Source organism: Aquabacterium sp. CECT 9606, assembly GCF_918741295.1.
Taxonomy (GTDB): Bacteria; Pseudomonadota; Gammaproteobacteria; order Burkholderiales; family Burkholderiaceae_C; genus Aquabacterium.
In genome coordinates this window covers 566,254-589,334 of sequence record NZ_CAKKNB010000004.1, presented here as the reverse complement: position 1 = coordinate 589,334, position 23,081 = coordinate 566,254, and the positions used below count along the sequence as shown (strand labels likewise).

The window sequence follows — 23,081 nt, the reverse complement described above, 5'->3', positions numbered from 1 at the left end:
GCACCGCAGAGCAGTCCTTCGCGAAGCGGAGGGCCGCCACGCTGGAGTCCCCCGAAGCGCCGCCTCGCCCGGCCCACCCCAAGGGCCCCAGAATGAAAAAACCCCGGCAAGCCGGGGTTTCTGCAAGCCTGAACAGCGATCAGCGCTGAGCCATCGGCTTGACGTCACGCTTCTCAGCACCCACGAACAACTGACGCGGACGGCCGATCTTGTACTCGGGGTCAGCGATCATTTCGTTCAGTTGGGCAATCCAGCCGACGGTGCGGGCCAACGCGAAGATCGCCGTGAACAGCGGCACGGGGATGCCGATGGCGCGCTGCACGATGCCGGAGTAGAAGTCCACGTTGGGGTACAGCTTGCGCGACACGAAGTATTCGTCTTCCAGGGCGATCTTTTCCAGCGCCATGGCCAGCTTGAACATCGGGTCGTTTTGCAGACCCAGTTCAGCCAGCACCTCGTGGCAGGTTTCGCGCATCAGCTTGGCACGCGGGTCGTAGTTCTTGTACACGCGGTGACCGAAGCCCATCAGCTTGACGCCAGAGTTCTTGTCCTTGACCTGGGCGATGAAGTCGCCGATCTTCTCGACGCCGCCGTTCTTCTGGATTTCTTCCAGCATGTTCAGGGCGGCTTCGTTGGCGCCACCGTGAGCAGGGCCCCACAGGCAGGCCACGCCCGCAGCAATGGCCGCGAACGGGTTGGTGCCGGATGAACCGCACAGGCGCACGGTCGAGGTCGAGGCGTTTTGCTCGTGGTCGGCGTGCAGGATGAAGATGCGGTCCATGGCGCGCACCAGCACTTCATTGGGCTTGTAGTCTTCGCACGGCGTGGCGAACATCATCCGCATGAAGTTCTCGGTGTACGAGAGGTCGTTCTTCGGGTAGATGTAAGGCTGGCCAATGGTGTACTTGTAGGCCATCGCCACGAGCGTGGGCATCTTGGCGATCAGGCGGATCGCGGCAATCTTGCGGTGCTCGGGGTTGTTGATGTCGGTGCTGTCGTGGTAGAAGGCCGACAAAGCGCCGACCAGGCCCGTCATGACGGCCATCGGGTGGGCGTCACGGCGGAAACCACGCAGGAAGAACTGCATCTGCTCGTTGACCATCGTGTGGTTGGTCACGCTTTGCACGAACTCTTCCTTCTGGCCTGCGTTGGGCAGTTCGCCATTCAGCAGCAGGTAGCAGGTTTCCAGAAAGTCGCAGTTGGTGGCCAATTGCTCGATGGGATAGCCGCGGTACAGCAGTTCGCCCTTGTCACCATCGATGTAGGTGATGGTGGAATTGCACGAAGCCGTCGACAGGAAACCAGGGTCGTAGGTGAACTTGCCGGTTTGGGCGTACAACTTGCGGATGTCGATCACGTCAGGGCCGATGGAGCCTTTGTAGATCGGCAGATCCATGTTCGGGCTGCCATCGGAAAACGACAGCGTGGCTTTCACGTCGGACGGGGTCATGCTCATGAGCGCTCCTAGAGGGTCGGGTCTTGCGAATGGGTCTTAATGATCGGAATTTGACACGGATGCCTGGGGAGGCAGCCGCGAGGCACCGGCGGCATGCATCAGCTCCAACACTTGGCGGACTTCCGGCGTGTCCAGATCGCCTTCGGGCTGCTTGCGCGCCAAAAAGAGATCCAGCAGGTCATTGTCAGCCAAGTCCATGAGCTCATGCAAACCCTGTACCAGCGCGTTGGTGAGGTCTTCACCGTGCAGCTCGAAAAAACGATCGATGAAGAGGTCGTTTTCGAGCAGGCCGCGCCGGCAGCGCCAACGCAGACGCCGCAATTCGTCCGCGCTGGGCACGGACCCAGGAGCAAATGGCGGCGTCGGGGTCAGGGTCATGGGCAATTTCTGGTCGAAGTCTGGATCAAACGGCGCGACGCACCATCAGTTCCTTGATCTTGCCAATGGCCTTCGTGGGGTTCAGGCCCTTGGGGCACACGTCCACGCAGTTCATGATGGTGTGGCAACGGAACAGGCGGTAGGGGTCTTCCAGGTTGTCCAGGCGCTCGGCCGTGCCTTGGTCGCGGCTGTCGGCGATGAAGCGGTAGGCCTGCAGCAAACCAGCGGGGCCCACGAACTTGTCGGGGTTCCACCAGAAGCTGGGGCAGCTGGTTGAGCAGCTGGCGCACAGGATGCACTCGTACAGGCCGTCGAGCTCTTCGCGCTCTTCGGGCGACTGCAGGCGCTCTTTGTCAGGCGGCGGCTCGTCGTTGACCAGGTAAGGCTTGATCGAGTTGTACTGCTTGAAGAACTGGGTCATGTCGACGATCAAGTCGCGCACGACGGGCAGGCCCGGCAGCGGCTTGAGGACGATCTCACCTGGCAGCGTCAGCATGTTGGTCAGGCAGGCCAGACCATTCTTGCCGTTGATGTTCATCGCATCCGAACCGCAAACGCCTTCACGGCATGAGCGGCGGAACGACAGGGTGGGGTCCACGGCCTTGAGCTTGACCAAGGCGTCCAGCAGCATGCGCTCCTGGCCATCGAGTTCGACCTCGATGGTCTGCATGTAAGGCTTGACGTCCTTGTCCGGATCGTAGCGGTAGATTTTGAAAGTGCGCTTCATGGTGCGGTCCTAATCAGAACGTCCGGACCTTCGGGGGAACGGATTCCACCGTCAGGGGTTGCAGGTTCACAGGCTTGTACTCCAGGCGGTTGCCTTCGGAGTACCACAGCGAGTGCTTCATCCAGTTGTCGTCGTCGCGGTTGGGGAAGTCGTCGTGGGCATGGGCACCACGGCTTTCCGGACGGGCAGCGGCGGCCACGATGGTGGCTTGGGCGGCTTCGATCAGGTTCTCGACTTCCAGCGCTTCGATGCGGGCGGTGTTGAAGACTTTGGAGTTGTCCTTCAAGCCGATGCCCTTGACGCGTTCACGCAGCGCAGCGATCTGCTTGACGCCTTCGTCCATCGTCTTTTGCGTGCGGAACACGCCAGCGTGCTTCTGCATGGAAGCGCGGATGTCGTTCGCAACGTCTTGCGAGTATTCGCCGTTGGTGGCGCCATCCAGGCGGGCCAGGCGGGCCAGCGTTTTGTCGGCGGCGTCCTTGGGCAGAGGCTTGTGGTTCTTCGACTTGAGGTTGAAATCAACGATGTGGTTGCCGGCCGCGCGGCCGAACACCACCAGGTCGAGCAGCGAGTTGGTGCCCAGGCGGTTGGCGCCGTGCACCGACACGCAGGAGCATTCGCCCACGGCGTACAGGCCGTTGATGACCTCGTTGTGCTTGCCGTTGGCGGGGATCACTACCTGGCCATACACGTTGGTCGGGATGCCACCCATCTGGTAGTGGATGGTCGGCACCACGGGGATCGGCTCCTTGGTGATGTCAACGTTGGCGAAGTTGTGGCCAATCTCTTGCACCGAGGGCAGGCGCTTGTGGATGGTCTCGGCGCCCAGGTGGGTCATGTCCAGCAGGACGTAATCCTTGTTGGGACCGCAGCCACGGCCTTCCTTGATTTCCTGGTCCATCGAGCGGGACACGAAGTCACGCGGGGCCAGATCCTTCAAGGTGGGCGCGTAACGCTCCATGAAGCGTTCGCCATTGCTGTTGCGCAGGATGGCGCCTTCACCACGGCAGCCTTCGGTCAGCAGCACGCCCGCGCCGGCCACGCCGGTGGGGTGGAACTGCCAGAACTCCATGTCTTCCAGGGGGATGCCAGCACGCGCGGCCATGCCCAGGCCGTCGCCGGTGTTGATGAAGGCATTGGTCGAGGCCTGGTAGATGCGGCCGGCGCCGCCCGTGGCGAACAGCACGGTCTTGGCGTGCAGCATGTGCACTTCGCCGGTTTCCATTTCCAGGGCCACCACGCCGACGGCATCGCCTTCGGAATCACGGATCACGTCGAGCGCCATCCATTCGACGAAGAACTGGGTGCGGGCCTTGACGTTTTGCTGGTACAGCGTGTGCAGCAGCGCGTGGCCAGTGCGGTCAGCAGCGGCGCAAGCGCGTTGCACGGGCTTTTCGCCATAGTTGGCGGTGTGGCCGCCGAAGGGGCGCTGGTAGATGGTGCCATCGGCATTTCGGTCAAACGGCATGCCGAAATGCTCAAGCTCGTACACGACCTTGGGGGCTTCGCGGCACATGAACTCAATGGCGTCCTGGTCGCCCAGCCAGTCGGAGCCCTTGATGGTGTCGTAGAAATGGTAGTGCCAGTTGTCTTCGGACATGTTGCCCAGCGAGGCACCGATGCCGCCTTGTGCCGCCACGGTGTGCGAGCGGGTGGGGAAGACCTTGGACAGCACGGCCACATTCAGGCCCGCCAGCGACAACTGCAAGGACGCGCGCATGCCGGAGCCACCTGCACCGACGATGACGACGTCAAACTTGCGGGTGGGAAGAGAAGAGGTAGTTGCGATCGCCATTGTTTACAGTCTCCACAGCACTTGAATGGCCCAACCAGCGCAGCCCATGAGCCAGACGATGGTGAACACTTGCAGGCCAAGTCGGATGCCCACGGGTTTGATGTAGTCCATCCAGATGTCGCGCATGCCGACCCAGGCGTGGTAGGCCAGGGAAAGGATGACCACGAAGGTCAGGAACTTCATCCATTGGTGCGAGAAGATGCCCGCCCATTTTTCGTAGCCGATGGGATCGCCAAAGATGACCTGCACCAGCAGCGCCACCGTGAACAAGGCCATCAGGACGGCTGTGACGCGTTGCGCCAGCCAGTCGCGCAAGCCGTAGTGCGCGCCGACGACGACGCGCTTGGTACCGTAGTTTTTAGACATGGTTTTGAGTTTCCGAAGTCAAGATCAGAACAGGCCAAACAGCTTGGCACCCAGGATCAGGGTCAAGCCCACGCTCAAGACCAGCGTGGCGATGGCCGATGACTGGCCCTTCTTTTTCTCGACCAGATGGTGGTTGGTGTCCATCAAGAGATGGCGCACACCGGCAATGAAGTGGTGCAGATAGGCCCAGATCAGGCCCCAGGTGATGACATTGACCAGGATGGCGGGCAGGATGCCTGCGCCGGCCGTGAACACGGATTTGAACTCGTCATAGGAGATCTCCGAGGTCAGGCTGGTGTCGAACATCCAGACGACAAAAGGCAGCAACAGGAACATCACGACGCCACTGATCCGGTGCAGGATCGAGACGATCCCGGCTGGCGGCAGCTTGTAGCTGACGATGTCGGTGATGTGGATGTTCGTGAAAACAGGGCGGGGGGGTTTTGTGTTGTCAGCCATTTTTCTGAAGGCTCCTGCCTTGCGTCAAAAAACAGTCAAAGAATCCGCGATTTTAAGGGCAATCCCTTGTTCCTCGACGGGGTTAATTCAATTCGTTCCGATAGTGGTGGAACTCGGTCATGTAGAGGCCGCGGCGCAACTCCACGGGTTGGTCGTCATAGGTGTGGGACAGGCGCTCGACACTCAACAGCGGCGCGCCCACGGCGGTCTTCAGCAGCGTCGCCTCGATTTCGCCAGCAGCCACGGCCCGGATTTTCTCTTCGGCGCGGATCATGCGCACACCGAATTCGGTCTCGAACAGGCCATACATGGGGCCTTTGTAGTCGCTCAGACGCTCGGCTGTCAGGCCTTTGAACAGATGACCTGGCAGCCAGATGTCATCCAGCACCACCGGCTTGCCGGCAAAGTGCATGACGCGGCGCACCTCAACCACCATGTCGCCGGCCTTGAGCTGCAGCAGGCGGGCGATGTCGGCGGGGGCGCGCAGGCGGCGGCAATCGAGGAATTCGCGCTGGACCGGACCGGCTTGCTCGGGCTGATCGGGGGTGAGGCGCAAAAAGCGGTATTGAACGCGCTCTTCGGCATGGGTGGCCACATAGGTGCCCTTGCCCTGGCGACGCAACAAGAGGTTCTCGGAGGCCAGCTCGTCAACCGCCTTGCGCACGGTGCCCTGGCTGACCTTGAAGCGGGCCGCCAACTCTATTTCACTGGGAATGGCCTCGCCGGGCCGCCATTCTCCGGCCTGCAGACTGCGCAAAATGAGCGACTTGATCTGCTGGTAAAGCGGACTGAAGGACGGCGATGCGGCACCAGGCGCCGACACCTCACCCGCGACCGCGGGGGTCGGCTCGACGGGGGCACCAGAGGACGGCGAGGAAGGGGCCACAACAGCTTGGGTTTTCACGGGCATTGATTGCACCACAAGCCCCCATTTTAGTCCATCCTCTGATGAAAGATGTCTTATATAAGACATAAGAGCATTGACGATTCACAACACTGCCTCTAGACTGCGCACGCGCTACACTCGGGGGTTGTTACTACCCTCCCCCTCTCCCCTATTCTTTCGGAGTTGCACATGAGCAAATCACCCGTTCGCGTTGCCGTCACCGGCGCCGCTGGTCAAATCGGCTACGCCCTGCTGTTCCGCATCGCCTCTGGCGAAATGCTGGGCAAAGATCAACCCGTGATCCTGCAACTGCTGGAGATCCCCGACGAGAAGGCCCAGAACGCGCTGAAGGGCGTGATCATGGAACTGGAAGACTGCGCGTTCCCTCTGCTGGCCGGCATCGAAGCCCACAGCGATCCGCTGCAAGCCTTCAAGGACACCGACTATGCCCTGCTGGTGGGCGCACGCCCCCGTGGCCCCGGCATGGAGCGCGCCGACCTGCTGGCCGCCAACGCCCAGATCTTCACGGCCCAAGGCAAGGCACTGAACGCCGTGGCTTCGCGCAATGTGCGCGTGTTGGTGGTCGGCAACCCCGCCAACACCAATGCCTACATCGCCATGAAGTCGGCCCCCGACCTGCCGGCCAAGAACTTCACCGCCATGCTGCGCCTGGACCACAACCGCGCTGCTTCGCAACTGGCCGCCAAGACGGGCAAGCCCGTCGCTTCGATCGAGAAGCTGGCCGTGTGGGGCAACCACTCGCCCACCATGTACGCCGACTACCGTTTCGCCACGATCGATGGCCAATCGGTCAAGGACATGATCAACGACGACGTGTGGAACCGTGATGTGTTCCTGCCCACCGTGGGCAAGCGTGGTGCCGCGATCATCGCCGCCCGCGGCGTGTCGTCGGCTGCTTCGGCCGCCAACGCCGCCATCGACCACATGCGCGACTGGGCCCTGGGCACCAATGGCAAGTGGGTCACCATGGGCATCCCATCCAAGGGTGAATATGGCATCCCCAAGGACATCATGTTCGGTTACCCCGTCACCTGCGAAGGCGGCGAATACAAGATGGTCGAAGGCCTGCCGATCGATGCTTTCTCGCAAGAGTGCATCAACAAGACCCTGGCTGAGCTGCAAGGCGAGCAAGACGGCGTCAAGCACCTGCTGTGATCCACGTCAGCTGACAACTCAGCTGACAACAAAAAGCCGGCGACCTTCGGGCCTGCCGGCTTTTTTTCGCTTTTGAAGAGCCAGATCAGGGTAAGCGGAACACCGAAACCACCGAGGCCAGCTTGGCCGCCTGCTCCTTCAGGCTTTCAGCGGCAGCAGCGGACTGCTCGACCAAGGCGGCGTTTTGCTGCGTCATGCTGTCGAGCTGAGAAACAGCCGTGTTGACTTGGCTGATGCCTTCGGATTGTTCGGTGGACGCGGAGGTGATTTCGCCAATGATGTCGGCCACCCGCTGCACCGAATCGACGATGGCGGCCATGGAATTGCCCGCCTCGCTCACCAAGGCCGCGCCCGCCTCGACGCGTTCGCTGGAGGCGCCAATCAGCACCTTGATCTCACCAGCGGCACTCGCCGAGCGCTGGGCCAGCGCCCTCACCTCGCCCGCCACCACGGCAAAGCCGCGCCCCTGCTCGCCCGCGCGGGCGGCCTCCACGGCCGCGTTCAAGGCCAGGATGTTGGTTTGAAAAGCGATGCCATCGATGACGCTGATGATGTCCACGATGCGCTTGGAGCTTTGCGTGATGTCGTCCATCGTGGCCACCACTTGCGATACCACTTTGCCGCCGGCGGTGGCCGCCTGCGCCGCCCCTGCCGCCAGTTGGTTGGCGGTGCGGGCGGCATCGGCCGTGTGACGGATGGTCCCGGAGATCTGCTCCATGGTGGAGGCGGTCTCCTCCAGGCTGGCCGCGGCTTGCTCGGTTCGGGTGGACAAATCCTGGCTGCCCACAGCCACTTCCTGGCTGGCGGTCTGGATGGAATCGGTGGATTGGCGCACTTCGCCCACGATGCCCCGCAGGGACTGCTGCATGTGCTCCAGACTGTGGCACAGCTCGGACAACTCATCGCGCCCATCCATGTCCACCCGCTGAGACAGATCGCCCCCCGCGATGACCTGGGTGGCCGCGACCACGTGCCTCAGCGGCCCGGTCACCGAGCGGGTCATGATCCAGGCGCAGGCCACGCCAATCACCAGGCTGACAGCTGCCAGCGCGAGCAACAGATGCTGTGCCCGGGCCACTCGATCGTGCGTCAAGGCTGACTGCTCATCGGCGATCTTGCGCTGCACCGCCTGGTAGCCGTTGATGGCGGTGATGTAACGGGTGGCAGCGGGCAGGAGCTCGCTCTTCAAGGCATCCTTGGCGCCCGGGTCGTCCATCTCCAGGAATGAAAAGATCGAATCGCGGGCCGCCACGTAGGCCTTGCGCTTGGCCGCGATGTCCTCGAACTGGGCTTTGACCTCGGGCGTCTCGGCCCGGCCCTCCAGGTTTTTCTGGATTACGCTGATTTCGGCGGATGTGCCTTTGATCAGGGGCGCGAAATGCTCTTTCAAGTCCTTGTGACCACCGGATTCGGCAATGGCCAGTGTGCGGTTGACATTGAGCAGTGTGAGGCTTTCCCACTTGAGCGCCGCCGTGGCACGCTCTTGCGCGCCCGTGCCTTGGTCAATGTCGCGGATCGTCTGAGCCAGGCGAAACCAGCCCACCGCGGTGATCAAAGCCACCAACAGTAGCAACAGACCGAAACCCAAACCCAGGCGCTGGCCCAGTTTGAGCTGATGAAGGTTCAACATGCGGTGCACCTTGATGACGCTCGCGAACCGGGAGCGTGGACGGTCCTGCAGGCGGGCACGACAAATGCCCTGCGGCCTCTAGGCTAGGTCCGAACTTAAGTCAGGCGCAAGCGAGGGTATCCCTTGATCAACGGGTGAACGATGGTGCTATTGCAACACCTTGACCACGCCCTGGCCCACGATCAGCGCGGCGGCCTTCTCGGCCATCATCAAGACGGGCGAGTTGGGGTTGCCGCTGGTGATGGTGGGCATGACACCGGCGTCGACCACCCGCAAACCGGCGATGCCCCGCACCTTGAATTGGCTGTCGACCACGGCCATGGGATCGTCGAAGCGGCCCATCTTGGTCGTGCCCACCGGGTGGAAGATGGTCGTGGCAATGTCGCCCGCCAACCGGGCCAGGTCTTCGTCGGACTGGAATTGCACGCCGGGCTTCCACTCACTGGGCTGGTACCTGGCCAAGGCTGGTTGGGCCACGATGCGGCGGGTCAGGCGCAATGAATCGGCAGCCACCTGACGATCTTGCAGCGTGCTCAAATAATTGGGCGCGATGGCAGGGGCGTCTTCAAAGCGGGGGCTGATGATGCGCACCGTGCCCCGGCTGGTGGGGTTGAGGTTGCACACACTGGCGGTGAAAGCGCCAAAGCCGTGCAAGGGTTGACCAAAGGCGTCCAGGCTCAGGGGCTGGACGTGGTACTGAAGATTGGGGTGAGGCAAGGCCGGGTCACTGCGCGTGAAGGCACCCAGCTGGCTTGGTGCCATGCTCATGGGGCCGCTTCGGTTGAGCGCGTATTCCAAAGCAATGCGGGCCTTGCCCCAGTGGCTTTGAAGCATGGTGTTGAGGGTTTTGACGCCATTCACCTTGAACACGCTGCGGATCTGCAGGTGGTCTTGCAGGTTGGCGCCCACGCCGGGCAACTCATGCAGCACAGGCAGGCCATGCCGGCGCAGCGTCTCGCCAGGGCCGATGCCCGACAACTGCAGGATTTGCGGGGAACCAATGCTGCCGGCGCTGAGGATCACCTCGCGGCTGGCGGTCGCGGTCACCATCTCGCGCCCGGTCCAGACCTGCACGCCGGTGCAACGTTGGTCTCCGCCTGGTTGGGCTTCGATGACCAGCCGCGCCACTTGCGCATGAGTCCACATTTCGAAATTGGGCCGGTCGTAGCAGACGGGGCGCAAGAAGGCCTTGGCCGCGTTCCAGCGCAGGCCCTTGCGTTGGTTCACCTCGAAATAGCCCACGCCTTCATTGCAACCCCGGTTGAAGTCAGGGGTGGCGGGGATGCCGGCTTGCTGCGCGGCCAGGGCGATGGCATCGAGCAGGTCCCAGCGCAGGCGCTGCTTTTCAACCCGCCATTCGCCGGTGGCGCCATGCAGGTCGCCCCGCCCCTGGTGGTGGTTTTCGTGCTGCATGAAAAACGGCAGGACACGCTCCCAGCGCCAACTGTCGTCGCCAGTGAGCTCGGCCCAATGGTCGTAGTCGCGGGCTTGGCCGCGCATGTAGATCATGCCGTTGATGCTGGACGAGCCGCCCAGCGTCTTGCCGCGGGGATAGGCCAGGCTGCGGCCATTCAGGCCGGGCTCGGGTTCAGTGCGGTAAAGCCAGTCGGTGCGGGCGTTGCCCATGCAGTACAGGTAGCCCACGGGGATGTGCACCCAGTGGTAGTCGTCCTTGCCCCCGGCTTCGATCAACAGGACGCGGCACTTTGGGTCCGCGGACAGGCGATTGGCCAAGAGGCAGCCGGCTGTGCCAGCGCCGATGATGATGTGGTCGAAGGTGGCTTGGCTCATGGGTGGACACCATCCTACGTGAAAGCGCCGCCTTGAAATCAGTGTTTGCCAGTTGAAGGCTGGGGGCGACAAGAGGACAATGGTCACGGGCCTGCGCGTGCATGCCTTGATCGACACAGAGAGGATGCCGCCTTGTCAACACTCAGCACCATCCATCCCCGCCTGGCCTTGTTTGGCGCAGAACAACGCTCACCCAACCTGCCAGTGTGCGACCACTATGCGGGCGTTGAAGTGCGCATGCGCAAAAGCCTGGCGTTGCAAGCCGAGATGGCCGCCCAGACCCATGGCCGTGCGGTGTTCGACGTGACGCTGGACCTGGAGGACGGTGCGCCCGTGGGCGGCGAGCACGAACAGGCGCTGCTGGTGGCCGAGTTGCTCAACAGCCCGGCCAATGCCTGTGGCCGCGTGGGCGCACGCGTTCATGCGCCTAGCCACCCGCGCTTTGAAGATGACATCGAAACGCTGATCCAGCAGGCGGGCCACCGCCTGGCCTACTTGATGGTGCCCAAGGCGGACGGCGAAGAAGAAGCGAAACGGGCGGTCGAGGCCATCAAGGCCGCGCGGGTGAAGCATGGCGTTGGGCACATCGTGCCGGTGCATGTGTTGATCGAGACACACAAGGCACTGCAAGAGGTGGCCGCCATCGCCGCCTTGCCAGGCGTTGAGTCTCTGTCCTTCGGGCTGATGGATTTTGTGTCGGAGCACCGTGGGGCCATCCCGGCCTCGGCCATGAGCGCGCAGGGCCAGTTCCATCACCCATTGGTGCTGCGCGCCAAACTGGAGATTGCGGCGGCCTGCCATGCCGCACGCATCACACCATCGCACTGCGTGGTCACCGAGTTCAAGGACACGCGGGCCTTGGGCGTGGCCGCCGAACGCGCTTCACGCGAGTTGGGCTACACGCGCATGTGGAGCATCCACCCCGACCAGATCCCGGTGATCGTGGACGCGTTCGCACCGGTGGCCGCCGAGGTGGATGACGCGGTGGCCATCTTGACCGCCGCCCAGCAAGCGCATTGGGCGCCCACCTCGTACCGAAACGTTTTGCATGACCGGGCCAGTTACCGCCACTATTGGCATGTGCTGGAGCGCGCCTGGTTGACGGGCCAGCCCTTGCCCGCTGAGATTGAAGCGGCGTTTTTTGGTTAGTGGCTTTGTTCTGGCAGCGCGGGGCACGGGCTGGGGCGGACTCCGGCAGGGCTTCAGCTTGGTGGTCCCGCTGTGAGCGGGACTGCCTTGCGATGCTCGTGCCGAGGTGGGGCCGTGGAACTCACTGCACGGATTGCATCCGCTTCGTTCAAACAACCACGGCCGGTCAGATGTTGATGCGTGCTGCGCACGCCCACCTCGGCACTGTGCTTCTCCGCACCAAGCCAGGCGCCCAGCCGGAGTCCGCCCCAGCCCTTTTTCGCCCCGCTGGTGGGCATGCCACGGCTGCAGTTGGCGGCGTGCCAACCGCCGCGTCAATGAGCACCATCCGCACGACCGCTGCAAACGCTACCCCGTTGTCACGCCGCAGACCCCGGACGTGCCCCGCCCCGCGCTGCCCAGACAAAACACACCCAAAGCCAGACCTGCCTGGCGCCACTTCAGTTGGCCAAAGCCCTCTCAATCCGGTGAGGCGCCACCGTGGTGCGCGGCACCTTGCCCTTGAACCAGGTGCGCACATCTTCTTCCAACCCAATGCCATGCATGAAGTTATAGATGGCCTTCTTCAAACCAACGCCAAGCACATCGTGGTCAACGCCCGTGGGATCGATGAAGGCGATGTCGTTCTTGGCGAAGGTGGTGGGCGGCAAGGCCTGCAGCTTGACGCCGTACTCCGCCGGGTTCTGCCCCACGGGTGAGTGCACGGTGCAGGCAAAGCGGTGGAAGAAGCCCGACTGGATGCAACCGTTGGCGAAGAGCTGGCGCACGTACTCCAGCGCGTCGACCGTGTCCTGCACGGTTTGCGTAGGAAAGCCATACATCAGGTAGGCATGGACCAGGATGCCGGCATCGGTGAAGCCTTGCGTGACCCGCGCCACCTGCTCTACCGACACGCCTTTTTTCATCAACGTCAGCAGGCGATCCGAGGCCACTTCCAGGCCGCCCGAGATGGCGATGCAACCGCTTTCGGCCAGCAACTGGCACAGCTCGGGGCTGAAGGATTTCTCGAAGCGGATGTTGCCCCACCATGAGATCGACAGCTGGCGCTTGATCAGCTCGTGGGCGAGCGCCTTGAGGATCTTGGGTGGGGCGGCCTCGTCCACGAAATGGAAGCCGGTCTGGCCCGTTTCTTTGATGATGGCTTCGATGCGGTCGACCAGCACCTCGGCCGAGGCGGTCTCGTAGCGCGAGATGTAGTCCAGGCTGACGTCGCAGAAGCTGCACTTCTTCCAATAGCAGCCATGGGCAATGGTCAACTTGTTCCAGCGGCCATCGGACCACAGGCGGTTCATGGGATTGAGCATGTCCAGCAGGGACAGGTAGCGGTCCAGCGGCAAGCCATCCCAGGTGGGCGTGCCCACTTCGGCGAAGGGCACGTCGGGCTCGGCCATGTTCATGTAGCGAACCTGGCCACTCTCGGTGTCGCGCACAAAGGTGCGTGAGAGGCGCTGCGCTGAACGCTGTCCTTGCACGTGGTCCAGCAGGGCCAGCAGGGGGCGCTCGCCAGCATCCAGGGTGACGAAGTCAACGTAGTCGAACACGCGAGGTTCGCTCAGTTCGCGCAGCTCGGTGTTGACGAAACCGCCGCCCAAGGCCAGCTTGATGCGGGGGCGCGCGGCCTTGATGGCCTGGGCCATGCGGAAGGCCGCGTACACCGCCCCCGGAAAGGGCACGGACAGCAGCACCACATCGGGCTCATGGCGCTCGATGGCGGCCATGGTCAGGCGCCGCAAGGTGGTGTCGACCAGGTTGAGCGGCGCTTGCAAGGCCTGGTGCAATGGCTCGAAGGTGGACTGGCTTTGGGCCAAAGATTCAGCATAGCGCACGAACTCGAAGCGCGGATCGACGGCGTCGCGCAGCACATCGGCCAAGTCATTCAGGTACAGCGTGGCCAGATGGCGCGCGCGGTCTTGCAGGCCCAGGGCACCAAAAGCCCAGGCCAGCGGGTCGCCGCCCTCATCATCGACATACACATCCAGCGAGGCAAAGCGCGGCCCCTCGGGCAGGAACTGGCGGGTGTTGATGCGGTGAGCCAGCGTGGCATCCCTCCCCTGCAGAAAGGCGATGGTGGGCACCATGGTGGACAGGTAGCGCTCGTACTGCGCGTCAAACGACCGCAGGGCCTTGGTGCGCTTGGCCTCCGGCACAGCTTGCACACAAGCGTGGATGGCCGGCAGCCCTTCGCGTGAGAACAAGGCCAGCACCAGCGCCAGCGCCAAATCCTCTTGCACGGCATCGACCCCGCGCGAACGCAGAAAGCCCGTCAGGTAGGCGGTCGATGGGTAAGGCGTGTTCAGTTGCGTCATCGGCGGGATGACGGAGAGGACGCGCAAGGGCTTGGCAAGGGACATGGTCGGTACGGAAGGGGCAGTCGCCCATTTTGCCAGGGTGGCCCGCGTCAAGGCTTGAGTTTTCGCCAGAGGGTCGTGCGGCTGATGCCCAGGCGCTCACTGGCCTGGGCGCGGTCGCCGCCGCATTCGGCCAGCACGCGCAGGATGTCGGCCCGCTCTGACTCGGCCTGCCGGGCTTTCAGCGCAGGTGAGACATCCGCCGTCACCGCCGAAAAAAGCTCGGGAACGGTGGCCCGCACGAAGTCCATGGCCGCCTCGCGTGTCATGCGCACCTGGGTGGCTTCGGCGTAAGCCATCATCCGTTCGACCATGTTCTCGAGCTCACGCACATTGCCTGGCCAGTCATGGCGGCAAGCCAGCTCGACCAGGGCGTCGATCAAAGGACGTGTGCGCTCGATTTCGATGTTCAGCCGCCCACAAACCTGCTGGTGCAAGGCCAGGGCAATCGGCCGCAAATCATCCAGGCGTTCACGCAGGGGCGGGATGTCAATGCGCAGGATGTTCAGGCGGTAGAAAAGGTCCAGGCGAAACAGGCCTTGCCCGACATGGGCCATCAGGTCGCGGTGGGTGGCGGCGATCACGCGCACATTGACCGGCGTGGGCTCGATGGCGCCCACGCGCAGCACCTCGCGCTCTTGCAGCACACGCAGCAGGCGGGTCTGCAGGGACACGGGCATCTCGCCCACCTCGTCCAGGAAGATGGTGCCTTTGTGCGCGGCCTCGAACAAGCCAATCTTGCCGCCACGTCGCGCGCCGGTGAAGGCGCCCTCTTCGTAACCAAACAGCTCGCTCTCCAACAAGGACTCGGACACGGCGGCGCAATTCACGGCCACAAAGGGCAACTCGCGCCGGTCGCTGGCCATGTGGATGCCCTGGGCAATCAACTCTTTGCCCGTGCCGCTTTCACCCACCAGCAGCACCGTGGCCTGGCTGGCCGCGCAACTGCGCGCCAATTGGCGAATTTGTTCGATCGCTGCGCTCTGCCCCAGGAACTGGTCCAACTGATACCGCGTGCCGGGTGCGTTGGGTTTGATGCGTGTGCGGATGTGGCGGTCCACGCGCTGGATGGAGATCGGGTCCTGGCAGCTGAGTACCGCACCGGTCAACACGCCCTGCTCGATGATGGGCATGCGGTTGACGATCAGCGTCTTGCCTTTGACGCGCTCGATTTTTTCCAGCTCGTGCGTGGCCAGGCGCAAAGTGCTTTGCAGGCTCAAGTCAGCGCTGAGGTCGCTCAAACGGCGGCCCATCCATTGCGCGGGCAGCACGCCCAGCAATTGCGCCATGGCGGGGTTCAGGGTCTGAATGCGCTCTTGTTGGTCGACCGCGATCACGCCGTCGCTCAGCTGGGCCAGGATGGTGTTGAGCCGTTCGCGCTTGGCCAGTTCGATGCGCGAGGCGCGTGCCACTTCCACTGCGTCGTTCAAAGCTTCGCGCACGGCATCGCTGGAATACAGGAACACGCCGGTCAACCCCATCTGGTCGGCCAGATCGGCCACCATGCCCGTGCCCACCAGCACCGCCACGCCCAGGCTCTTGAGCGATTGCACGCAGCTCAGCGCCTCTTCTTCGGTGCGGTAACTGCGCTGCTCCACCGCCAGCTCGAACAGCTCGCTGAAAGGCGCCATGTCGGGCGCCATGCCCTCGTAGGTGACCAGGCCCACGCGCGATGACATGCGCTTGGCCCGCGTCAAGGCCTGCATCAGGTCAAAGCCCCCCACCTTGACCAGAACCACCGGCATGTCCAGGTGCTGGCGCAAGTACCCGCCGTTTGAGCCGGCGGCGACGACCACGTCGATGGGCCGCAAGGCGTGCAGGGCTTTGACCCGGGCCACCGCTTCTTCAAACCCCACATCCAACACTTCGACCGTGGCCTGGCCTGCAAACTCGGGCGCCACCTCTTGCAACATCTTGTTGATGCGCCGAAAACCCACGGCCACAATCTGCGGCAATCCGCCACGGGCCTGGGTAACTTCAAAGGATGTGGGCATGGCTGGGTTCAACACGTTTCATCGATGACGTTCCATTGTTTCACAATTGAAACATGCAACATTGGACCAGCGAACCCAAATCAGGCGCATCCCGAATAAAATCAAACACTTAGGTGCCCTGGCACAAGCGTTGCGAACATCCAGCATCCGCCGAAACCGCTTCCCAAGTTGGAGAACTGACATGTCCCTCACGACCCCTGGCCAACGCTTTCGCCAAGCGCTGCAAGACGAATCTCCGCTGCAGATCATCGGCGCCATCAATGCCAACCATGCCTTGCTGGCCAAGCGCGCCGGCTACCGCGCCATCTACTTGTCGGGTGGCGGCGTGGCCGCGGGTTCGCTGGGCCTGCCCGACCTGGGCATCAACAACCTGGACGATGTGCTGACCGACGTGCGCCGCATCACCGATGTGTGCGACCTGCCCCTGTTGGTCGACATTGACACCGGCTTCGGCCCCAGCGCCTTCAACATGGCGCGCACCATCAAGAGCCTGATCAAGGCCGGCGCCGCCGCCTGCCACCTTGAAGATCAAGTGGGCGCCAAGCGCTGCGGCCACCGCCCTGGCAAGGAAATCGTCTCGACCGAAGAGATGGTGGACCGCGTCAAGGCCGCCGTCGATGCCAAGACCGACCCGGCTTTCTTCATCATCGCCCGCACCGACGCCATCCAGGTGCATGGTGTGGATGCCGCCATCGAGCGCGCCATCAAGTGCGTGGAAGCCGGCGCCGATGCCATCTTTGCCGAGGCCGCCTACGACCTGCCCACCTACAAGAAGTTCGTGGACGCCCTGAAGGTGCCCGTGCTGGCCAACATCACCGAATTTGGCCAGACGCCGCTGTTCACGGTCGATGAGTTGCGCAGCGTGAACGTGGGCATGGTGCTCTACCCCTTGAGCGCCTTCCGCGCCATGAACAAGGCCGCCGAGGCCGTCTACACTGCCATTCGCCGTGACGGCCACCAGAAGAACGTGGTGGACATCATGCAGACGCGCGAAGAGTTGTACGACCGCATTGGCTACCACGCGTTCGAGGGCAAGCTGGATGCCCTGTTCGCGGCCAAGAAGTAAGCAAGCACCCAACCCGATCGATTCCCTGCATCCGTTTTAGGAGAGAAAACGCATGAGCGCCACCCCAGAGACCACCACCCCCGGCTTCAAACCCAAGAAGTCCGTGGCCTTGTCCGGCACTGCCGCAGGCAACACCGCCCTGTGCACCGTGGGCCGCACCGGCAATGACCTGGCCTACCGTGGCTACGACATCCTCGACCTGGCCCAGACCAGCGAGTTCGAAGAAATCGCCTACCTGCTGGTGCACGGCAAGCTGCCCACCCGCGCCGAACTGGCTTTCTACAAGACCAAGCTGAAGTCGCTGCGCGGCATCCCCGCCGGCCTGAAGACCGCGCTGGAACAACTGCCCCCGTCCAGCCACCCCATGGACGTGATGCGCACGGGCGTGTCCGTGCTGGGCTGCCTGTCGCCCGAGAAGGACGACCACAACCACCCAGGCGCGCGCGACATCGCCGACAAGCTGATGGCCTCGCTGGGCTCGATGCTGCTGTACTGGTACCACTACAGCCACAACGGCAAGCGCATTGATGTGGAGACCGACGACGACTCGATCGGCGGCCACTTCCTGCACCTGCTGCACGGCGAGAAGCCCCGTGACAGCTGGGTTCGCGCCATGCACACCTCGCTGATCCTGTACGCGGAACACGAGTTCAACGCTTCGACCTTCGCCTCGCGCGTGGTCGCCGGCACGGGCTCGGACATGTTCTCGGCCATCGGCGGCGGCATCGGCGCGCTGCGCGGCCCCAAGCACGGCGGCGCGAATGAAGTCGCGTTTGAAATCCAGAAGCGCTACGACAACCCCGACGAAGCCGAGGCCGACATCCGCGCCCGCGTCGAGAAGAAGGAAGTCGTGATCGGCTTCGGCCACCCTGTGTACACGGTCAGCGACCCGCGCAACAAGGTCATCAAGCAAGTGGCGCAAGAGCTCAGCAAAGAGCAGTCGAACACCAAGATGTACGACATCGCCGAGCGCCTGGAGTCGGTGATGTGGGAAATCAAGAAGATGTTCCCCAACCTGGACTGGTTCAGCGCCGTGAGCTACCACATGATGGGTGTGCCCACCGCGATGTTCACGCCGCTGTTCGTGATCGCCCGCACCAGCGGCTGGTCGGCCCACGTGATCGAACAACGCATCGACGGCAAGATCATCCGTCCTTCGGCCAACTACACCGGCCCCGAGGATCAGAAGTTCGTGCCGATCCAGGATCGCAAGTAAACATTGAAGCAAAGGTGGCGCCCAGAGCGCCACCTTGCATTCGGGCTCACCCTACCTGCTCTTTGTAGTGACCACTGCCATGAACACCCAATACCGCAAGAACCTGCCAGGCACCAAGCTGGACTACTTCGACACCCAAGCTGCCGTCGAAGCCATCAAGCCGGGTTCTTGGGCCACGCTGCCCTACACCTCGCGCGTGCACGCCGAGAACCTGGTGCGCAAGGCCGACCCGGCCATCCTGACGCAATCGCTGACGCAGCTGATCGAGCGCAAGCGTGACCACGACTTCCCCTGGTTCCCTGCGCGCGTGGCCTGCCACGACATCCTGGGCCAGACAGCATTGGTGGACCTGGCCGGCCTGCGTGACGCCATCGCCAAGGAAGGCGGAGACCCTGCCAAGGTGAACCCCGTGGTGCCCGTGCAGCTGATCGTGGACCACTCGCTGGCGGTGGAGTGCGGTGGCTTTGATCCGGATGCCTTCCAGAAAAACCGCGACATCGAAGAGCGCCGCAACGAAGACCGCTTCCACTTCATCAACTGGACCAAGCTGGCCTTCGACAACGTCGACGTGATCCCCGCGGGCAACGGGATCATGCACCAGATCAACCTGGAGAAGATGTCCCCCGTCATCCACAACGACAAAGGCCTGGCCTACCCTGACACCTGCGTCGGCACCGACAGCCACACGCCACACGTCGATGCCCTTGGCGTGATCGCCATCGGCGTGGGCGGCCTGGAAGCCGAGAACGTGATGCTGGGCCGCGCCTCGTGGATGCGCTTGCCCGAGATCGTCGGCGTGGAGCTGAGCGGCAAGCGCCAGCCCGGCATCACCGCCACCGACGTGGTGCTGGCCTTGACCGAGTTTCTGCGCAAGAGCAAGGTCGTGGGCGCCTACCTGGAGTTCTACGGTGAAGGCGTGCCCAGCCTGACCCTGGGCGACCGCGCCACCATCTCGAACATGGCCCCCGAATACGGCGCCACCGCCGCGATGTTCAGCATCGACGAACAGACCATTGAATACCTGCGCCTCACCGGCCGCACCGACGAGCAGGTCAAGCTGGTCGAGACCTACGCCAAGGTCGGCGGCCTGTGGTCCGACACCTTGAAGGAAGCCGTCTATGAACGCACGCTGAGCTTCGACTTGTCGAGCGTGGTGCGCAACATGGCCGGCCCCTCGAACCCGCACGCCCGTGTGGCCACGACGGACATGGCGGCCAAGGGCATCAATGGTCCCTGGAGCATGCCGGCCGAAGGTGAAGGCACGATGCCCGACGGCGCCGTGATCATCGCCGCCATCACCAGTTGCACCAACACTTCCAACCCGCGCAACGTGATCGCCGCCGCCCTGTTGGCGCGCAACGCCAACAAGCTGGGCCTCACGCGCAAACCCTGGGTCAAGTCCTCACTGGCCCCTGGCTCCAAAACGGTCGAGCTGTACCTGAACGAAGCCGGCTTGATGGGTGATCTGGAGAAGCTCGGCTTCGGCATCGTGGCCTTTGCCTGCACCACCTGCAACGGCATGTCGGGCGCACTGGATCCCGTCATCCAGAAAGAGATCGTCGACCGCGACCTGTACGCCACCGCCGTGCTCTCGGGCAACCGCAACTTCGACGGCCGCATCCACCCGTATGCCAAGCAAGCCTTCCTGGCCTCGCCGCCGCTGGTCGTGGCCTACGCGATCGCCGGCACCATCCGCTTCGACATCGAGCGCGACGTGCTGGGCGTGGTCGACGGCCAGGAAATCCGCCTGAAGGACATCTGGCCTTCCGACGAAGAAATCGACGCCATCGTCAAGAGCAGCGTCAAGCCGGAAATGTTCCGCAAGGTCTACGAGCCGATGTTCGCCATCCAGGCCGACGCTGGCGAGAAGGTCAGCCCGCTGTACGACTGGCGCCCGCAGAGCACCTACATCCGCCGCCCGCCCTACTGGGACACCGAAGGCGTCGGCGCCCTGGCCGCCAACCCGCGCACGCTCAAGGGCATGCGCCCGCTGGCCATCCTGCCGGACAACATCACCACCGACCACCTGTCGCCCTCCAACGCGATCATGATGAACTCGGCCGCCGGCGAGTACCTGCACAAGATGGGCGTGCCCGAGGAAGACTTCAACTCCTACGCCACCCACCGCGGCGACCACCTCACCGCCATGCGCGCCACCTTCGCGAACCCCACGCTCAAGAACGAGATGGTGGTTGACGCCGACGGCAAGGTGAAGCCCGGCTCGCTGGCCCGCATCGAACCTGAAGGCAAAGTCGTGCGCATGTGGGAAGCCATGGAGACCTACTACGACCGCAAGCAGCCGCTGATCATCGTGGCCGGCGCCGACTACGGCCAGGGCTCGTCGCGCGACTGGGCCGCCAAGGGCGTTCGCCTGGCCGGCGTGGAAGCCATCGCGGCCGAAGGCTTCGAGCGCATCCACCGCACCAACCTGATCGGCATGGGCGTGATGCCGCTGGAGTTCCAGCCCGGCACCAATCGCCTAACTTTGCAACTGGACGGCACCGAAACCTATGACGTCGAAGGCGATCTGAAGCCCCGCGCCACGTTGACGCTGGTCATCCACCGTCGCAACGGCGAGGTGGTGAAGGTGCCCATGACCTGCCGCCTCGACACCGCCGAAGAAGTCTCTGTGTACGAAGCGGGCGGCGTGCTGCAGCGCTTCGCGCAGGACTTCCTGGCATCCACCAAGGCGGCTTGACCATGGCATTCGCACCTCAAATCAAAATCCCCGCCACCTACATCCGCGGGGGCACCAGCAAAGGCGTGTTCTTCCGCCTGCAAGACCTGCCCGCCGCCTGCCAGCAAGCCGGCGAAGCCCGCGACAAGCTCCTGCTGCGCGTGATCGGCAGCCCCGACCCCTATGGCAAACAGATCGACGGCATGGGCGGGGCCACGTCCTCCACCTCCAAGACGGTCATCCTGTCCCAAAGCACCAAGGCCGACCACGACGTTGACTACCTGTTTGGGCAAGTCTCGATCGACAAGGCCTTCGTCGATTGGTCAGGCAACTGCGGCAACCTGTCCGCGGCAGTGGGCTCCTTCGCCATTCAAGCCGGCCTGGTCGATGCCAGCCGTGTTCCTGCCAACGGCATGGCGACCGTGCGCATCTGGCAAGCCAACATCGGCAAGACCATCATCGCCCACGTGCCCATCACCAACGGCGAAGTGCAGGAAACCGGTGACTTCGAACTCGACGGCGTCACCTTCCCCGCCGCCGAAGTGCAGCTTGAATTCCTCGACCCGGCCGACGAAGGCGAAGACGGCGCTGGCGGCTCGATGTTCCCCACCGGCAACCTCGTTGACGACCTGAGCGTGCCCGAGGATGTGGCCAAAGGCGGCACCTTGAAGGTCACCATGATCAACGCGGGCATCCCGACCATTTTCGTGAACGCCGAAGACATCGGCTACACCGGCACGGAACTGCAAGACGCCATCAACGGCGATGCCCAGGCGTTGGCTCGGTTCGAAACCATCCGCGCCCACGGCGCACTGCGCATGGGACTGATCAAGGAGGTGTCCGAGGCCGCTAAACGCCAGCACACCCCCAAAGTGGCTTTCGTGGCCAAACCCAAGGCACACGTTTCATCCAGCGGAAAGCCCGTGGCCGAAGGCGATGTGGACCTGCTGGTGCGCGCCATGTCCATGGGCAAGCTGCACCACGCCATGATGGGCACGGCTGCGGTCGCCATTGGCACGGCCGCCGCCATCCCTGGCACCCTGGTCAACCTGGCTGCGGGCGGTGGCGCCCGCACCGCCGTGCGCTTCGGGCACCCCTCGGGCACCCTGCGCGTGGGGGCCGAAGCGGCCCAGGTCAACGGTGAATGGACGGTCAAGAAGGCCATCATGAGCCGCAGCGCCCGGGTGCTGATGGAAGGCTGGGTCCGGGTTCCTGGCGACGTTTTCTAACGAATGGCCAGGCAGATTGGTGGCAAGATCGGCCTCCAATCCGCCCCATTCGACCAACGTTAGTGATCGGAATCCCATTCAAATGAGTCTCCACAACCAGCGCACCCGCCGCATCCGCACCGCCGCCATCACCGTCGGCATCCTGCTGGGCATGACGGCAGGCGCCTTCAGCTCACCGGCCCACGCCGCCACCGAGACAGCCGCCCCCGCAGTCGCGAAAAAGAAGATCAGGGCCAAGCTCGCCAAAAAGGCCCCCGTGGCCGAGAAATTCGTGCCCCTGCCCGAAGCGTCTGCTGAACAACTGGATGCCGCCAAGCGTGTGCTGATCGGCCGCTACGAGTGCGAATTCGGCAAAAAATTGCTGATCGACGTCAACGACACCAACCGTGGTTACTTCAACTTGCGCCAAGGCAAGGACGTCTGGGTGGTCAAGCCCGTGGTGTCCAGCACCGGTGCCGTGCGCCTGGAAGACAGCAAGGACGCCGTCCTGTTGATCCAGATTTTGACCAAATCCATGCTGATGAACGTCAAGACCGGCCACCGACTGGTCGACGGCTGCGTGCATGAAGTGCAACGCGCCGCCGAAGAAGAACTGCGCAAGAACCCGCCCAAATCGGTGTTCGACACGCCCGCCGCTGAGGCGGCCAGCGCACCCAAATAAGTGCACATCCGCGAATACCTTGATTTGCGTGTGTCCTGAAGGTGACATGAACCCCATTCCTGGGCGAAAATAGCGGT

General features: G+C 63.3%; 18 protein-coding genes. 7 read left to right on the top strand and 11 right to left on the bottom strand.

Annotation, left to right across the window (positions count from 1 at the left end; translation table 11 throughout):
• Positions 1–139 precede the first annotated feature (139 nt).
• The 7 genes from gltA to LQ232_RS19900 all read right to left on the bottom strand — a co-directional run bounded on the left by gltA (position 140) and on the right by LQ232_RS19900 (position 6,091).
• Positions 140–1,450 (bottom strand): citrate synthase, encoded by a 1,311-nt coding sequence (gene gltA, locus LQ232_RS19930; RefSeq protein ID WP_230182393.1) that lies wholly within the window; start codon positions 1,448–1,450, stop codon positions 140–142.
• 42 nt (positions 1,451–1,492) lie between these two features.
• Entirely contained in the window at positions 1,493–1,834 is a 342-nt protein-coding gene (locus tag LQ232_RS19925; protein ID WP_230182132.1) for a succinate dehydrogenase assembly factor 2, read from the bottom strand.
• Positions 1,835–1,859: 25 nt separating this feature from the next.
• Positions 1,860–2,561 (bottom strand): succinate dehydrogenase iron-sulfur subunit, encoded by a 702-nt coding sequence (locus tag LQ232_RS19920; RefSeq protein ID WP_230182131.1) that lies wholly within the window; start codon positions 2,559–2,561, stop codon positions 1,860–1,862.
• Positions 2,562–2,574: 13 nt separating this feature from the next.
• Entirely contained in the window at positions 2,575–4,356 is a 1,782-nt protein-coding gene (gene sdhA / locus LQ232_RS19915) for a succinate dehydrogenase flavoprotein subunit (protein WP_230182130.1), read from the bottom strand.
• Between the two features lie 3 nt (positions 4,357–4,359).
• Entirely contained in the window at positions 4,360–4,722 is a 363-nt protein-coding gene (gene sdhD, locus LQ232_RS19910; RefSeq protein ID WP_230182129.1) for a succinate dehydrogenase, hydrophobic membrane anchor protein, read from the bottom strand.
• 24 nt (positions 4,723–4,746) lie between these two features.
• Entirely contained in the window at positions 4,747–5,181 is a 435-nt protein-coding gene (sdhC, locus tag LQ232_RS19905; RefSeq protein WP_230182128.1) for a succinate dehydrogenase, cytochrome b556 subunit, read from the bottom strand.
• An 82-nt stretch (positions 5,182–5,263) separates the two neighbouring features.
• Positions 5,264–6,091 (bottom strand): GntR family transcriptional regulator, encoded by an 828-nt coding sequence (locus LQ232_RS19900; RefSeq protein WP_230182127.1) that lies wholly within the window; start codon positions 6,089–6,091, stop codon positions 5,264–5,266.
• Between the two features lie 165 nt (positions 6,092–6,256).
• Between LQ232_RS19900 and LQ232_RS19895 the strand changes: the two genes are divergently transcribed.
• The gene (locus LQ232_RS19895; RefSeq protein WP_230182126.1) at positions 6,257–7,243 is read left to right on the top strand and encodes a malate dehydrogenase; all 987 of its coding nucleotides are present in this window, start codon (positions 6,257–6,259) and stop codon (positions 7,241–7,243) included.
• Between the two features lie 85 nt (positions 7,244–7,328).
• Here LQ232_RS19895 and LQ232_RS19890 read toward each other — a convergent pair whose 3' ends face one another.
• On the bottom strand, positions 7,329–8,873 hold the full coding sequence (locus LQ232_RS19890) for a methyl-accepting chemotaxis protein (RefSeq protein ID WP_230182125.1): 1,545 nt from the start codon (positions 8,871–8,873) through the stop codon (positions 7,329–7,331).
• A gap of 147 nt (positions 8,874–9,020) precedes the next feature.
• Complete coding sequence (locus tag LQ232_RS19885) at positions 9,021–10,664, bottom strand: GMC family oxidoreductase (protein WP_230182124.1); 1,644 nt, start codon at positions 10,662–10,664, stop codon at positions 9,021–9,023.
• Positions 10,665–10,796: 132 nt separating this feature from the next.
• On the opposite strand from LQ232_RS19885, the gene LQ232_RS19880 reads away from it, so the two are divergent.
• Positions 10,797–11,813, top strand: a complete 1,017-nt coding sequence (locus tag LQ232_RS19880; protein ID WP_230182123.1) for a CoA ester lyase — start codon at positions 10,797–10,799, stop codon at positions 11,811–11,813.
• 440 nt (positions 11,814–12,253) lie between these two features.
• Here LQ232_RS19880 and LQ232_RS19875 read toward each other — a convergent pair whose 3' ends face one another.
• Together LQ232_RS19875 and prpR are read right to left on the bottom strand one after the other, a co-directional pair.
• Complete coding sequence (locus LQ232_RS19875; RefSeq protein ID WP_230182122.1) at positions 12,254–14,164, bottom strand: radical SAM protein; 1,911 nt, start codon at positions 14,162–14,164, stop codon at positions 12,254–12,256.
• A gap of 47 nt (positions 14,165–14,211) precedes the next feature.
• Positions 14,212–16,155 carry a propionate catabolism operon regulatory protein PrpR gene (gene prpR, locus LQ232_RS19870; RefSeq protein WP_230182121.1) on the bottom strand — a complete coding sequence of 648 codons (1,944 nt, stop codon included), beginning with the start codon at positions 16,153–16,155 and terminating at the stop codon, positions 14,212–14,214.
• A gap of 181 nt (positions 16,156–16,336) precedes the next feature.
• Here prpR and prpB point away from each other — a divergent pair, with 181 nt between their 5' ends.
• The 5 genes from prpB (at position 16,337) to LQ232_RS19845 (ending at position 23,004) form a co-directional block, all read left to right on the top strand.
• Positions 16,337–17,221: a methylisocitrate lyase gene (gene prpB / locus LQ232_RS19865; RefSeq protein ID WP_230182120.1), complete on the top strand. Its 885-nt coding sequence runs from the start codon at positions 16,337–16,339 to the stop codon at positions 17,219–17,221.
• Between the two features lie 52 nt (positions 17,222–17,273).
• Complete coding sequence (gene prpC / locus LQ232_RS19860; RefSeq protein ID WP_230182119.1) at positions 17,274–18,437, top strand: 2-methylcitrate synthase; 1,164 nt, start codon at positions 17,274–17,276, stop codon at positions 18,435–18,437.
• Positions 18,438–18,516: 79 nt separating this feature from the next.
• Entirely contained in the window at positions 18,517–21,135 is a 2,619-nt protein-coding gene (acnD, locus tag LQ232_RS19855; protein ID WP_230182118.1) for a Fe/S-dependent 2-methylisocitrate dehydratase AcnD, read from the top strand.
• 2 nt (positions 21,136–21,137) lie between these two features.
• Positions 21,138–22,343 (top strand): 2-methylaconitate cis-trans isomerase PrpF, encoded by a 1,206-nt coding sequence (prpF, locus tag LQ232_RS19850; RefSeq protein ID WP_230182117.1) that lies wholly within the window; start codon positions 21,138–21,140, stop codon positions 22,341–22,343.
• Positions 22,344–22,425: 82 nt separating this feature from the next.
• Positions 22,426–23,004, top strand: a complete 579-nt coding sequence (locus tag LQ232_RS19845) for a hypothetical protein (protein ID WP_230182116.1) — start codon at positions 22,426–22,428, stop codon at positions 23,002–23,004.
• The last annotated feature ends 77 nt before the right edge of the window (positions 23,005–23,081 follow it).

Excerpts from the sequence above, each read along its gene's own strand:
- LQ232_RS19885 (WP_230182124.1), bottom strand. The coding sequence starts at position 10,664 with ATGAGCCAAGCCACCTTCGACCACATCATCATCGGCGCTGGCACAGCC.
- LQ232_RS19920 (WP_230182131.1), bottom strand. The coding sequence starts at position 2,561 with ATGAAGCGCACTTTCAAAATCTACCGCTACGATCCGGACAAGGACGTC.
- LQ232_RS19890 (WP_230182125.1), bottom strand. The coding sequence starts at position 8,873 with ATGTTGAACCTTCATCAGCTCAAACTGGGCCAGCGCCTGGGTTTGGGT.
- gltA (WP_230182393.1), bottom strand. The coding sequence starts at position 1,450 with ATGACCCCGTCCGACGTGAAAGCCACGCTGTCGTTTTCCGATGGCAGC.
- sdhC (WP_230182128.1), bottom strand. The coding sequence starts at position 5,181 with ATGGCTGACAACACAAAACCCCCCCGCCCTGTTTTCACGAACATCCAC.
- prpB (WP_230182120.1), top strand. The coding sequence starts at position 16,337 with ATGTCCCTCACGACCCCTGGCCAACGCTTTCGCCAAGCGCTGCAAGAC.
- LQ232_RS19845 (WP_230182116.1), top strand. The coding sequence starts at position 22,426 with ATGAGTCTCCACAACCAGCGCACCCGCCGCATCCGCACCGCCGCCATC.
- LQ232_RS19925 (WP_230182132.1), bottom strand. The coding sequence starts at position 1,834 with ATGACCCTGACCCCGACGCCGCCATTTGCTCCTGGGTCCGTGCCCAGC.
- sdhD (WP_230182129.1), bottom strand. The coding sequence starts at position 4,722 with ATGTCTAAAAACTACGGTACCAAGCGCGTCGTCGTCGGCGCGCACTAC.
- LQ232_RS19875 (WP_230182122.1), bottom strand. The coding sequence starts at position 14,164 with ATGTCCCTTGCCAAGCCCTTGCGCGTCCTCTCCGTCATCCCGCCGATG.
- prpR (WP_230182121.1), bottom strand. The coding sequence starts at position 16,155 with ATGCCCACATCCTTTGAAGTTACCCAGGCCCGTGGCGGATTGCCGCAG.
- acnD (WP_230182118.1), top strand. The coding sequence starts at position 18,517 with ATGAACACCCAATACCGCAAGAACCTGCCAGGCACCAAGCTGGACTAC.
- sdhA (WP_230182130.1), bottom strand. The coding sequence starts at position 4,356 with ATGGCGATCGCAACTACCTCTTCTCTTCCCACCCGCAAGTTTGACGTC.
- LQ232_RS19895 (WP_230182126.1), top strand. The coding sequence starts at position 6,257 with ATGAGCAAATCACCCGTTCGCGTTGCCGTCACCGGCGCCGCTGGTCAA.
- prpF (WP_230182117.1), top strand. The coding sequence starts at position 21,138 with ATGGCATTCGCACCTCAAATCAAAATCCCCGCCACCTACATCCGCGGG.
- prpC (WP_230182119.1), top strand. The coding sequence starts at position 17,274 with ATGAGCGCCACCCCAGAGACCACCACCCCCGGCTTCAAACCCAAGAAG.
- LQ232_RS19900 (WP_230182127.1), bottom strand. The coding sequence starts at position 6,091 with ATGCCCGTGAAAACCCAAGCTGTTGTGGCCCCTTCCTCGCCGTCCTCT.